The following is a 13,076-nucleotide window of genomic DNA, read 5'->3' as shown; positions in this document are numbered from 1 at the left end:
GGGTCGACAGACCCTGTGGACAAGGCCGTCCGGCCCGGGAACGCCGGTCCGCTGAGAGCGAACGGCGGGAAAACGGGGCGACGCCCGCGCGGGCGCCTCGATAGGTTCACCGTGATCAATAGCTACGGGGGTGGAGTGATGGCCGGCCAGGACATGGGCGCCGGGGCCGACCGGTCGGTGTGGAACGAGTTCACCGCGGGGATGCGCGGCCGGTGGGTCCAGCGCCGGGCGATGCTGCGGCTCCTGCCCGGCGGCGGTACGGCCGTCGTCACGACCGCGGTCCTGCTACAGGTCGTCGCCGGGCTGCTGCCCATCGGGTTCGTGCTGGCCACCGCCTGGGTCATCGCCGGGGTGCCGGCCGCGGTCGCCGGGGGCGTGGAGTCGCCGGCCTGGCTCGACCTGCGGGACCACCTGATCACCGCCGCCGCGCTCTTCTTCGCCATCCAGCTGTCGCTGCCGGTGCAGGCGTTCCTCGGCGAGCTGATGCGGCGGCGCATCGACGACCGGATCCGGGACCGGCTGATGGCCGATTCCTTCACCGGATCGGGCATCGCCGTCCTGGAGGATCCCGAGGTGCAGGACCAGGCGGCCGACGGGGTCTCCATGCTGCGGTTCGCCGACTGGACGCCGGGTGCCGCCTGCGCCGGGTTCATCGCGCTGCTCTCCCGTTACCTGCAGACCGTCGCGGCCGTGGTGGTCGTCGGCGTGGTGTGGCAGTGGTGGGCGGCCGGCGCGGTGCTGCTCGCCGGCCTGATCATCCGGTTCGGTTACCGCGTGGGCCTGTCCGTGTTCGGCCGCATCTACATGTCGCACCAGCGCACCCGGCGGCGGCGCTTCTACTTCCGGGACCTGTTGTTCACCGCGGTCGCGGCCAAGGAGATCCGGGTCTTCGGCCTGCTCGACTGGGTCGGCGACCGCTACGCGGACGCCTTCATGGCCAGCTCCGTCCCGGTCTGGCGGCAGCGCCGGCGGATCTTCTACGGACCGTACGTGCTCTACACGCTCGTGGCCTTCGTCCTGCTCGGCGGGGCCCTGGCGCTGGCCGCCCGGGACGCCGCGGCGGGCGTGCTGGGCATCGGCGCGTTCCTGATGGTGATGCAGGCGGCGCTCTCCTCGGTACGGATCGGCGCCTTCATCGCGGAGTCCGACGTGCAGACCGAGTACGGCCTGAACGCCCAGCAGGCGTTGCGCCGCCTCGGCGAGCTGACCGCCGCGGCCGCCGGCCCGGGTGGCGGTGAGCTGCCCCCGCCGGAGCTGCCGGTCCGCGAGATCCGCTTCGAACAGGTCACCTTCCGCTATGCGCCGGAGTCCCCGGCGGTGCTCGACCGGCTCGACCTCGTCATCCCCGCGGGTGCCTCGCTGGCGATCGTGGGCCTCAACGGCGCCGGCAAGACCACGCTGGTCAAGCTGCTGGCCCGCCTCTACGAGCCGGAGTCCGGCCGGATCACCGCCGACGGGGTGGACATCCGCAGCTTCGACGGCGCCGCCTGGCAGCGCCGGGTCGCGGCGATCTTCCAGGACTTCGTGCACTTCGAGCTCCCGGTCCGCGACAACGTCGGCTTCGGCGCCGGCGAGCTGAACGACGACGCGGCGATCGAGGACGCGTTGCGCCGCGCCGGTGCCCTGGACTTCGTCCGGCGGTTGCCGATCGGCCTCGACACCCCGCTCTCCCGGCAGTACACGGATGGCGCCGATCTCTCCGGCGGGCAATGGCAGCGCATCGCGATCGCGCGGGCGTTGATCGCGGTGCAGGGCGGCGCCCGGGTGCTGGTGCTGGACGAGCCGACGGCGAGCCTGGACGCGCGCGCCGAGGTGGCGTTCTTCTCCCGCTTCCTGGACCTGACCCGGGGCGCGACCAGCCTGGTGATCTCCCACCGGTTCTCCACGGTCCGCCGGGCCGACCGGATCGCGGTGCTGGAGCACGGCCGGGTGCTGGAGTCGGGCACCCACGACGAGCTACTGGCCGGCGGCGGCCGTTACGCGGAGTTGTTCACTCTGCAGGCGGCCCGCTTCGCCGAGGACGAGGTGCCGGGAGCGACGGCCGCCGGTGACGAGCTGATCGAGGAGCCCGCTGATGCGTGACCTGTGGCTGGGCATCACCGGCGTGCTGGGCTCCTCGTGGCGGGCGAGCCGAGGGCGGCTGCTCATCTCCGCCTTCCTGATGCTGCTGGGCAACGTGAGCGCGCCCCTGATCGCCGTCTTCCTCGCGGTGACCACGGATGCGGCGCTGGCCCGCGACACCTCCGCGGCGGTCTGGGCGGCGGCTGCCGTGGCGGTGGTCGCGCTGCTCAGCCTCACCATGGAGCACTTCGCGCACATCTTCTTCTTCGAGCTCGCCGACCTGCACCACCTGCGCATCGAGCGGGAGATCGGCGACCTCGCGCACGGCACGGCCGGGCTGGACCAGCACGAGCGGCAGGACTACGCCGACCGGATGGAGCTGCTGCGCAAGGAGAGCTGGGAGGTGGCCGCGGGCGTGCAGACCGTGCTCACCGCGATCACCCTGTCCGTGCAGATCGCGCTGACCGGCGTGCTGCTCGCGCGGCTGGAGCCGTGGCTGCTGTTGTTGCCGCTGTTCGCCGTACCCCCGCTCATCGCCGGCCGGATCGGTGAGGCCCGCCTCGAGCGGGCCGAGCTCGCCACCGCCGAGTCCCGCCGGCTCGGCTGGCACCTGCTGGAGCTGGCCGTGAGCCCGGCCGCGGCCAAGGAGATCCGGCTGTTCGGGCTGCAGCGCACGCTCCGGGAGCGGCAGGCCGCGGCCCGCCGCCGGGAGGAGATCCCGCTGCGCCGGGCCGAGCTGGCCGGTCTGGGACTGCGGCTGGCCGGGCAGTTGATCTTCGCGGTCGGGTACGTGGCCGCGGTCGTCTTCGTGGTCCGGTCCGCGATCACGGGGGAGCGGTCGGTCGGCGACGTGGTCCTCGTCATCACCCTGGCCGTGCAGACCAACGCCCAGGCGGCCGGGGCGGTCGCGGTCGCCGGAGCCCTGCAACGCAACGCCCGCGCGCTGGCCCGGGTGCGGTGGCTGCGTCGCGAGTCGGCCGGCTCCGCGGATCCGGTCGTGCCGGACCACCCCGTGCCGGCCACCCTGCGGGACGGCATCACGCTGGAGGGTGTCGCGTTCCGCTATCCCGGCACGGACACGGACGTGCTGCGGGACGTGACGGTCCGCATCCCGGCCGGCGCCACCGTGGCCGTCGTCGGTGACAACGGCGCGGGCAAGTCCACGCTGGTCAAGCTGCTGTGCCGGTTCTACCGCCCGACGGCCGGCACGATCAGCGTCGACGGTGTGGACCTGCGCCGCATCGACCCGCAGGGCTGGCGGGAGCGCATCGCGGCCGGCTTCCAGGACTTCGTGAAGCTCGATGCGCCGGCCCGGGAGAGCATCGGGGTGGGCGATCTGCCCCGCATCGCCGATCCGGTCGCGGTCCCGGCGGCCGTGCACCGGGCGGACGCCCAGGTGGTCGTCGACCGCCTGCCGAACGGGCTGGAGTCCCACCTCGGCAAGTCCTACGAGGACGGTGAGGAGCTCTCCGGCGGCCAGTGGCAGCGGGTGGCCCTGAGCCGGGCGATGATGCGCGACGAACCGCTCCTGCTGCTGCTGGACGAGCCGACCGCGGCGCTGGACCCGCTGACCGAGCACGCCCTCTTCGAGCGCTACGCGCGCTCGGCCCGGGAGGTGGGCGGGCGCACCGGGGGCATCACGGTCCTGGTCTCGCACCGCTTCTCCACGGTACGGATGGCCGACCTGATCCTGGTGGTGGCGGACGGCCGGATCGCCGAGGCCGGCAGCCACCAGGAGCTGATGGCCCGCAACGGCCTCTACGCCGAGCTGTTCATGCTGCAGGCGGCGGCGTACCGCTGAGCAGCGCGTGCAGGTAACCCTCGGGCCGGTCCAGGAACCGTTTCCAGTGCGCGACGATCGCCAGCTCGTCCCACCTCATCTTGCGGATGCCCTGCCCGCTCAGCTCGAGGATCGTCGCCCCGGGCAGGGCGGTCAGCAGCGGCGAATGGGTCGCCACGACGACCTGGGCGCCGTCCGCGCGCAGCGTGTCGAGCCGGGACAGCAGGCCGAGCGTCGAGGTGAACGACAGCGGTGCCTCCGGCTCGTCCATCAGATAGAAGCCGTACCCGTGGAACTTGCGGTCCAGCAGCTCCAGAAAGCCCTCACCGTGGCTGCGCTCGTGCAGGTCGGTGTCCGGCCCGCCCCCCAGCCCCTCCAGGTACGTGTACAGCCCGTGCATCGTCTCGGCGCGCAGGAAGTACGAGTTCACCATCCGGCCCGGGGTGCGGATCACACGCAGCACCGACCCCAGCTCCGACTCGGTGGCCCGGGTGCTGTGCCGCGCCGACCGCGAGCCGCCCTCGGGGTTCAGGCCGTGCACCGCGGCCAGCGCCTCGATCAGGGTCGACTTGCCCGACCCGTTCTCGCCGACCACGAACGTCACGCCGGCTGGGAGGTTCAGGCCGTGCTCCAGGATGGCGGCAATCGCCGGGATCTGCGCCCACCAGGCGTCACGGTCGATCTCGGCGCCGGGATCCGCCTCGACCCGCCGGATCGGCCGGCCCGCATCCCTGCCCACCGCGACCACACCTCAATCTAGCTGCCCGGCACCACGGGCGAAGCTTCGCGCGACCACAGGAGATCATGGTGGGTCGACCCCGCTACTCGTCGTCGTCCTCGTCGTCGCGGGCCAGCCAGGTGGCGAAGCGCTCGATGGCCGTCTCGAACTCCGGGTGGGCGTCGACGAAGTTCTTCAGCTGGTCGCCGACCCATTCCAGGGTCACGGATTCCTCGCCGCGCCGCTCGACCAGTTCCTCGATGCCACGATCGGTGAAGTACATGACCGGATAGTAAGCGGGGGCGTTCCGCCGCAGCGAAACGCCCCCGACTGCTCACTGCGTCAGGGCCGGGGCAGAGCCGCCTCGACCAGCGCCGACTGCTCGGCGTCGTGCAGCTTCGCCGAGCCGACCGCCGGGGCCGCCGCGGCGGGCCGCGAGATCCGGCGCAGGCGTACACCCTCCAGGTGCTCCAGCAGGTTGAGCGCCACGAACGACCAGGCGCCCTGGTTGGCCGGCTCCTCCTGCACCCACGCGAAGTCCTCCGCGTTCGGGTACTGGTTGAGCACCGCCTTGAGCTCCTCGACGGGCAGCGGGTAGATCTGCTCCATCCGGATGATCGCCGTGTCGGTGCTGCCGCGCTCGGCCCGGGCCTGGAACAGGTCGTAGTAGACCTTGCCCGAGCAGAGCAGGACCCGCTTGACCGCCGCGGCGTCCAGCGGCGTGCCGTTGATCCCGGCGTCGCCGATGATCGGCTGGAACCGGCCGTTGGTGAAGTCGGCGACCGGCGACACCGCCAGCTTGTGCCGCAGCAGCGACTTCGGCGAGAAGACGATCAGCGGCTTGCGCTTGGGCGACAGGGCCTGGCGGCGCAGCAGGTGGAAGTAGTTCGCCGGGGTCGTCGGGTTGGCCACGCGCATGTTGTCCTGCGCGCAGAGCTGCAGGAACCGCTCCGGGCGGCCGGACGAGTGGTCCGGGCCCTGGCCCTCCTGGCCGTGCGGGAGCAGCAGCACCAGCGACGACTGCTGGCCCCACTTGACCTCGCCGGAGGAGATGAACTCGTCGACGATCGACTGGGCGCCGTTGACGAAGTCGCCGAACTGCGCCTCCCAGAGCACCAGCGCCTCGGGGTTCTCGACCGAGTAGCCGTACTCGAAGCCCATCGCCGCGTACTCGCTGAGCAGCGAGTCGTGGGCGAAGAAGCGGGCGTTGCCGGTCGCCAGCGTGGAGAGCGGCAGGAAGTCGTTGCCGGTCTTCGAGTCGACGATCGCGGCGTGCCGCGACGTGAACGTGCCGCGCCGCGAGTCCTGGCCGGCCAGGCGCACGGTGACGCCCTGGCTCAGCAGCGAGCCGAAGGCGATCAGCTCACCCATGCCCCAGTCGATGCCGCCGTCGGTGGCCATCTTGGCCCGCCGGTCCAGCAGCTGCTGGACCCGCTTGTGCGGGGTGAAGCCCTCCGGCAGGTCGAGGTGGGCCTGGCCCACCGCCTGCACGCCGGCCGCGTCGATGGCCGTGTCGACCTGCGGCTCCGGCTCGTCGGTGGCCGAGCGCCGCGCCCGCGGCGGGGAACCGGCGGTGTCCCGGGTGTCCTTGAAGACCTTCTCCAGCTGCGCCTGATAGTCGCGCAGCTGCTCCTGGGCGTCGTCGACGGTCAGGTCGCCGCGGCCGATCAGCTCCTCGGTGTAGAGCTTGCGGACCGAACGCTTGGTGTCGATGATCTGGTACATCCGCGGGTTGGTCATCGACGGGTCGTCGCCCTCGTTGTGCCCGCGGCGGCGGTAGCAGACCAGGTCGATGACGACGTCCTTGTTGAACGCCTGGCGGTATTCGAAGGCCAGCCGGGCCACCCGGACCACGGCCTCGGGGTCGTCGCCGTTCACGTGGAAGATCGGCGCCTGGATCATGCGGGCCACGTCGGTCGAGTAGAGCGACGAGCGGCTGTACTCCGGGGCGGTGGTGAAGCCGACCTGGTTGTTGACGACCACGTGCACCGTGCCGCCGGTGCGGTACCCGCGCAGCTGGGAGAGGTTGAGCGTCTCGGCCACCACGCCCTGGCCGGCGAACGCCGCGTCACCGTGGATCAGGACCGGCAGCACCGTGTAGCCGTGCAGGCCCAGGTCGAGGCGGTCCTGCTTGGCCCGGACGATGCCCTCCAGCACCGGGTCCACGGCCTCCAGGTGCGACGGGTTGGCCACCACGCTGACGGTCGTCGCGCTCTCGCCGTCCGGCGTCGTGTACTTGCCGGTCTGGCCCAGGTGGTACTTGACGTCCCCGGAGCCGTGCGCCGACCTCGGGTCCATCTGACCCTCGAACTCGTTGAAGATCTTCCCGTACGGCTTGCCGACGATGTTGGCCAGCACGTTGAGCCGGCCGCGGTGCGCCATGCCGATGACCATCTCGTCCAGGCCACCCTCGGCGGACGCCTGCAGCACCTCGTCCAGCAGCGGGATCAGCGACTCGCCGCCCTCGAGCGAGAAGCGCTTCTGCCCGACGTACTTGGTCTGCAGGAACGTCTCGAACGCCTCGGCCGCGTTCAGCCGGTTGAGGACGTGCTTCTGCTCCTCCGGCGACGGCTTGGTGTACTTGATCTCGATCCGGTCCTGGATCCAGCGCCGCTCCTCGGGGCCCTGGATGTGCATGTACTCGATGCCCACGCGCCGGCAGTAGGTGTCGCGCAGCACGCCGAGCACGTCGCGCAGCTTCATCTTCTGCTTGCCGGCGAAGCCGCCGACCGGGAAGGTGCGGTCCAGGTCCCACAGGGTCAGCCCGTGCTGGAGCACGTCCAGGTCGGGGTGCCGGCGGATCTCGAACTCGAGCGGGTCGGTGTCGGCCATCAGGTGACCGCGGACCCGGTACGCGTGGATCAGCTCCACCACCCGGGCGGCCTTGTCGATCTGCCCCTCGGAGGTGCGGGCCACGTCGCGCACCCAGCGCACCGGCTCGTACGGGATCCGCAGCGAGGTGAAGATGTCGTCGTAGAAGGCGTGCTCGCCGAGCAGGAACTCGTGGATCGCCTTGAGGAACTCGCCGGACTGCGCACCCTGGATGACCCGGTGGTCGTAGGTGCTGGTCAGCGTGGTGACCTTGCTGACGCCGTGCTCGGTGAGCGTCTCGTCGGACATGCCGGAGTAGGGCGCCGGATACTCCATCGCGCCGACGCCGATGATGGCGCTCTGCCCGGCCATCAGGCGCGGGATGGAGTGCACGGTGCCGATGCCTCCGGGGTTGGTCAGCGAGATCGTGGTGCCGGCGTAGTCGTCCATGGTCAGCTCGTTGCGGCGGGCCCGGCGGACCACGTCCTCGTACGCCTGCCAGAACTTGCGGAAGTCCATCTGCTCGCAGTTCTTGATGGACGGCACGACCAGCGTGCGGGTGCCGTCCTTCTTGGCGAGGTCGATGGCGATGCCCAGGTTGACGTGCTCGGGCTGGACCATGGCCGGCTTGCCGTCCACCTCGGCGAAGGAGTTGTTCATCTCCGGGTGGGCCATGACCGAGCGGACCAGCGCCCAGCCGATCAGGTGGGTGAAGCTGACCTTGCCACCCCGGCCGCGGGCGAGGTGGTTGTTGATCACGATGCGGTTGTCGACCAGGAGCTTGGCCGGCACGGCGCGCACCGACGTCGCGGTGGGCACCTCCAGCGAGGCGTCCATGTTCTGCACGATCCGGGCGGCGACCCCGCGCAGCGTGGTGACCTTGGCGCCGGCCGCGGGGGCCGGCGCCGGGGTCTGCTTGGCCGGGGCGGGCTTGGCCGCCGCGGGCTTCGCCGGGGCCGGCGCGGCCGCCGGTGCCGGCTCGGCCGGGGCGGGCTTGGCCGGGGCCGGCTTGGTCGGCACGGTCTGCTTCTCGGGCGCGATGGACGCGGCGGCGGGAGCGTCGGTGCCGGCCTTGGCGGCGGTGGCCTTCGCGTTGGCCGCGGTGGCCTCGTCGGGTGTCGCGATCGACCCCGAGGCCATCGCCGGCTTGTAGTCGGCGAAGAAGTCGTGCCAGGCGGGGTCGACGCTGGACGGGTCGGCCAGATAGCGCTGGTACATCTCGTCGACGATCCACTCGTTCGGACCGAAGTCCGCGAGCGGATTATCTTGCGAAGTCTGCTGGGTCGACACTTCCGTGTTCGCCTCTTTCACCAAGTTGTCAGCACGCGACGTTCGTCACACGGGACGGAAAGGAAATCGCCGTCAAGGCTACGCCGTGAGATTTACGTGACCATCCGGACGTCCGGTCTGTGACTAACTTCCCGAGGGCGAGAAGGACGCTCAGGCGATGTCGCGCCGCTTCATGAGCCACGTGCCGAGCCCGCCGGCGACCACCGCGTAGCCGATCAGCACCACGGCGCCGACCCAGCGGGGCGGGTTGCCGGGCAGCTCGGTGCCGGAGACCATCAGCTGCGAGGCCAGCGGCGGGACCAGCACCTGCAGCTTGCTGAACCAGTCGCCCAGCCGTGGCCCGAGGATGAAGAAGATCGTGGTCGCGCCGAAGTAGCCGATCACGTAGACCGTGCTCAGGGTGATGGTGGCGGCGATCTGACTGCGGATCAGCACCCCGGCGCCCACGCCGAGGATCGCCCAGAGGGCGTACGCCAGCGCGTTGAGCCCGAGGGCCCGCCAGATCGCCGGCTCGCCGAGCTGGGAGCCGACGTTGAGCGCGTCCAGGATGAACGGCACGAAGATCAGGTTGAGCACGGTGGTGATCAACCAGAAGGTCAGCCCGAGCAGGGTCGAGGCGATCAGCTTGGCGAGCACCACGGACTGCCGGCGCGGGGTCACCAGGAAGGTGGTGGTGGCCGTCTGGTGGAAGAACTCGTTGGTCACCACGATCGCGGCCAGCAGCATCACCATCAGCACGCCGAAGAACTGGCCGCTGGTGTAGAGGTTCGAGGCCACGTTGACGGCCTCGTTGGCCACCCGGACCTGTTCCGCCTGTTCCGCGGTCAGGCCCTCGGTGGATTCCGGGCTCGAGTTGATGGAGCTGCCGGCCCAGTTGATCAGCAGGGTCAGCGCCCACAGCACGAAGGTGACCAGGCCGAGGATCCACCAGGTCGAGGTGGACCGGATCTTGAAGAGTTCGGATTTCACCAGGTTCATCGGATGCCCGCCTTTCCGGCCGTCAGCTGCAGGAAGACCTGTTCCAGATCGGCGCGCTCGCCGGCCAGCTCGTGCAACTCCACCGAGCTGGTGAAGGCGGTGTGCCCGACCGCGGCCGCGTCCAGGCCGGTGACCAGCAGGGCGCCGTCGGGCAGCGGGGTCACCGTGGCGTTGCGCGCGGAGAGCGCGGCCGTCAGCGCCTCCACCTGCGGGGTGCGCACGCGCACCTGGGTCATCCCGGCCATCGAGCCGAGCACCTCGCCGACCGGGCCCTGCCGGACGAGCCGGCCGGCCGCGATGATCACCACGTCGTCGGCCAGCTGCTGCATCTCGCCGAGCAGGTGGCTGGAGACCAGCACCGTACGGCCCTCGGCGGCGAGCGCCTTGAGCAGGTCACGCATCCAGCGGATGCCCTCCGGGTCGAGCCCGTTGGCCGGCTCGTCGAGGATCAGCACGCGCGGGTTGCCCAGCAGGGCCGCGGCGATGCCGAGCCGCTGCTTCATGCCCAGCGAGTAGCCCTTGAACTTGCGCTTGGCGGCCGGCGTCAGCCCGACCTTGGCCAGCGCCTCGTCGGCCGCCTGCCAGGGCAGCCCGGCCGCGGTGCAGATCATCCGCAGGTGGTTCAGGCCGGTACGGCCCTTGTGCGCGCTGGACGCCTCGAGCACGGCGCCGACGTGCCGGATCGGCTGGTCGAGGTCGTTGTAGCGGACGCCGCCGAAGGTGGCCGTGCCGCCGCTCGGCGTGACCAGGCCCAGCAGCATGCGCAGGGTGGTGGTCTTGCCGGCGCCGTTGGGCCCCAGGAAGCCGGTGACCCGCCCGGAGTGCACGGTGAACGACAGATCGTCCACGGCCCGTAGCTGCTTGTAGTGCTTGGTGAGGTGGGAGACGACGATCTCCTCGGACCCGGCCGTCACGATTGCTCCTCACTGATCGACTGAGCGCTCAACCTACCGGTTAACGGCAATCCCGGCCGCCCCGCCCGGGGAACGCGCACAGAGGCGTTCACGTGAGTGTCATCCGGCGCCACCTGTGGCGACACGCCGTCGGCAGACGCGAGCCTTACACAGTCCTCATGACGGTACTCATGACCGCTGCCGCACCCACCGGGACCAGCGGCTACTCGCTCCTCATCGCCGACGACGCCAGTCAGGTCGCGGCCGCGCAGCGCCTGCGCCACGACGTCTTCGCCAGCGAGCTCGGCGCCACGCTGCGCGGCGCCACCCCCGACGGCCGCGACATCGACGAGTTCGACGACTTCTGCGACCACCTGATCGTCCGGGACGACGCGACCGGCCTGGTGGTCGGCACGTACCGGATGATGACCCCCGCGGCGGCCCAGCGCGCCGGGCGCCGGTACGGCGACGGCGAGTTCGACCTCAGCGGCCTGAGCCCGCTGCGCGACCAGCTCGTCGAGACCGGCCGCTCCTGCGTGCACCCGGACCACCGCTCGGGCGCGGTGGTCAACCTGATGTGGGCGGGCATCGCCCGCTACCTGCACCTGAACAACCTGCGCTGGCTGGGTGGCTGCGCCTCGGTCGGCCTCGAGGACGGCGGCGCGACTGCCGCCGGTGTCTGGGCCCGGGTCTCGGCCAAGCACCTCGCGCCGCCGGCCCTGCGGGTGCGGCCCCGCAACCCCTGGCTCGCCCGGACCGATCAGGTCGGGGACCCGAAGACCCAGGCGCCCCCGCTGCTCAAGGGCTATCTGCGGCTGGGCAGCTGGGTGTGCGGCGAGCCGGCCTACGACCCGGACTTCGACTGCGCGGACTTCTACGTGCTCTTCTCCATGGACCGGATGGACCCGCGGTACCGGCGCCACTTCCTGGGCGCGACCCGATGAGCGCCGCTCCCGAGCTCGGCCTGGGATTTCCGCCGCGGGTGAACACAGCTTGGCAGCCGGTGTCGGCGTGCGGACCGCAGTGCCGGCCGGCCGGTGCGCAGGCTGTGCGCGCCGGGACCGTGGTGGTGCGGTTGGCGGCGCTCTTCGGCGTACTGCTCAGCGCCTTGATCCTGGTGCCGCTGCTGCGGCACGTCGCCGCACGGTTGATCTCCCGCGGCATCCTCGCGGCCCTCGGGGTCGGGCTGGTGTGGCGCGGCCCGGCGCCGCGGCCGGGCAGCCTGCTGGTGGCCAACCACGTCTCCTGGCTGGACGTCGTCGCGCTGCTGGCGGTGACGCCGGTCCGGCTGGTCGCCAAGCACGACGTGCGGGCCTGGCCCGCGGTGGGCGCGCTGGCCGCCCGGACCGGGTCGATCTTCGTCGACCGGACCCGGCCGAAGCGGCTGCCCGCGACGGTGGCCGAGGTCACCGCGGCCCTGCGGGCGGGCCGGTCGGTCGCGGTCTTCCCGGAGGGTACGACGTTCTGCGGCGCCGAACGGGGCCGCTTCCGGCCGGCGGTCTTCCAGGCGGCGGTGGACGCGGGCGCCCCGGTCGTGCCGATCGCGATCCGGTACGGGTCCCCGCAGGCGGCCTTCGTCGGCGACGACACCCTCTGGTCCTCGGTCCGCCGGGTGGCCGGTCTGCGCGGGCTGACGGTGACCTTGAACGGCTCGGCGGCGCTGCGCCCGGAGCCCGGTGCCGACCGGCGAGCGCTGGCCCGTGCGGCTCAAGCATCGGCCGGACTGCGGTCCACCACCTTCGATCTTGCTGCCTAGCAGGCTCACAGAGAACTTTCAGGCACTGTGCAGCGCAAGCGCAGCGACCTGGACGAAGATGGGTGGCATGGCCGCTACCCAGACCCAGGGAAAGCAGAGCGAGGCGAAGCTCCTCGTCGTCGAGGACGACGCGAACATCCTCGAGCTGCTCTCCGCCAGCCTGCGCTTCGCGGGGTTCGACGTCAGCACCGCGACCAGCGGCAGTGCCGCCGTCAGCGCGGCCAAGAACGCCACCCCCGACCTCGTCGTCCTCGACGTGATGCTGCCCGACCTCGACGGTTTCGAGGTCATCCGGCTCATGCGCGAGGGCGGCGCCCGTACGCCCGTGGTCTTCCTGACCGCCCGGGACGGCACCGATGACAAGATCCGCGGCCTGACCCTGGGCGGCGACGACTACGTGACCAAGCCGTTCAGTCTCGAGGAGCTCACCGCCCGGATCCGGGCCGTGCTGCGCCGCACCACCGCCGGTGACGAGGAGCCCTCGCGGCTGGTCTTCGCCGACCTCGAGCTGGACGAGGAGACGCACGAGGTCTACCGGGCCGGCCAGCGCGTACAGCTCTCGCCGACCGAGTTCAAGCTGCTGCGTTATCTCATGCTCAACGCCAACCGGGTGCTCTCCAAGGCGCAGATCCTCGACCACGTGTGGAAGTACGACTTCCGGGGTGACGACAACATCGTGGAGTCGTACATCTCGTATCTGCGCCGCAAGGTGGACAACGTCCAGCCGCGACTGATCCACACGCTCCGCGGCGTCGGCTACGTGCTGCGCAAACCCGCGGCATGAGCCGA

Annotated in this window: 10 protein-coding genes; 5 read left to right on the top strand and 5 right to left on the bottom strand. The window is 71.3% G+C overall.

The annotated features are described in order from the left end of the window. Positions 1 to 138: 138 nt before the first annotated feature. Both Aau02nite_RS25690 and Aau02nite_RS25685 read left to right on the top strand, forming a co-directional pair. The gene (locus tag Aau02nite_RS25690) at positions 139 to 2,082 is read left to right on the top strand and encodes an ABC transporter ATP-binding protein (protein ID WP_212991124.1); all 1,944 of its coding nucleotides are present in this window, start codon (positions 139 to 141) and stop codon (positions 2,080 to 2,082) included. Next, positions 2,075 to 3,862, top strand: coding sequence for an ABC transporter ATP-binding protein (locus Aau02nite_RS25685; RefSeq protein WP_212991123.1), 1,788 nt, complete (start codon positions 2,075 to 2,077; stop codon positions 3,860 to 3,862). Before Aau02nite_RS25690 ends, Aau02nite_RS25685 begins: the two co-directional genes overlap by 8 nt. On the opposite strand, the gene Aau02nite_RS25680 is transcribed toward Aau02nite_RS25685, so the two are convergent. The 5 genes from Aau02nite_RS25680 to Aau02nite_RS25660 all read right to left on the bottom strand — a co-directional run bounded on the left by Aau02nite_RS25680 (position 3,834) and on the right by Aau02nite_RS25660 (position 10,555). Then, entirely contained in the window at positions 3,834 to 4,580 is a 747-nt protein-coding gene (locus Aau02nite_RS25680) for an AAA family ATPase (protein ID WP_212991122.1), read from the bottom strand. The genes Aau02nite_RS25685 and Aau02nite_RS25680 overlap by 29 nt on opposite strands. Before the next feature lie 82 nt (positions 4,581 to 4,662). Continuing rightward, complete coding sequence (locus Aau02nite_RS25675) at positions 4,663 to 4,842, bottom strand: DUF6104 family protein (protein WP_212991121.1); 180 nt, start codon at positions 4,840 to 4,842, stop codon at positions 4,663 to 4,665. A gap of 59 nt (positions 4,843 to 4,901) precedes the next feature. Then, complete coding sequence (locus Aau02nite_RS25670; protein ID WP_212991120.1) at positions 4,902 to 8,660, bottom strand: multifunctional oxoglutarate decarboxylase/oxoglutarate dehydrogenase thiamine pyrophosphate-binding subunit/dihydrolipoyllysine-residue succinyltransferase subunit; 3,759 nt, start codon at positions 8,658 to 8,660, stop codon at positions 4,902 to 4,904. Positions 8,661 to 8,810: 150 nt separating this feature from the next. Beyond that, entirely contained in the window at positions 8,811 to 9,638 is an 828-nt protein-coding gene (locus tag Aau02nite_RS25665; protein ID WP_212991119.1) for a DUF2705 family protein, read from the bottom strand. After that, positions 9,635 to 10,555, bottom strand: coding sequence for an ABC transporter ATP-binding protein (locus Aau02nite_RS25660; protein WP_212991282.1), 921 nt, complete (start codon positions 10,553 to 10,555; stop codon positions 9,635 to 9,637). The genes Aau02nite_RS25665 and Aau02nite_RS25660 overlap by 4 nt, the downstream gene beginning before the upstream one ends. 155 nt (positions 10,556 to 10,710) lie before the next feature. Between Aau02nite_RS25660 and Aau02nite_RS25655 the strand changes: the two genes are divergently transcribed. The 3 genes from Aau02nite_RS25655 (at position 10,711) to Aau02nite_RS25645 (ending at position 13,071) form a co-directional block, all read left to right on the top strand. After that, positions 10,711 to 11,475 (top strand): GNAT family N-acetyltransferase, encoded by a 765-nt coding sequence (locus tag Aau02nite_RS25655; RefSeq protein ID WP_212991118.1) that lies wholly within the window; start codon positions 10,711 to 10,713, stop codon positions 11,473 to 11,475. A gap of 104 nt (positions 11,476 to 11,579) precedes the next feature. Beyond that, a complete protein-coding gene (locus tag Aau02nite_RS25650; RefSeq protein WP_246595435.1) occupies positions 11,580 to 12,287 on the top strand; it encodes a lysophospholipid acyltransferase family protein in 708 nt (235 codons plus the stop codon). 67 nt (positions 12,288 to 12,354) lie between these two features. Next, positions 12,355 to 13,071 carry a response regulator transcription factor gene (locus tag Aau02nite_RS25645; protein ID WP_023562178.1) on the top strand — a complete coding sequence of 239 codons (717 nt, stop codon included), beginning with the start codon at positions 12,355 to 12,357 and terminating at the stop codon, positions 13,069 to 13,071. Positions 13,072 to 13,076 lie beyond the last annotated feature (5 nt).

Source organism: Actinoplanes auranticolor, from assembly GCF_018332655.1.
Taxonomy (GTDB): Bacteria; Actinomycetota; Actinomycetes; order Mycobacteriales; family Micromonosporaceae; genus Actinoplanes; species Actinoplanes auranticolor.
Note: the sequence above shows the minus strand (reverse complement) of the source record. Positions and strands in the feature narration are given on the sequence as shown.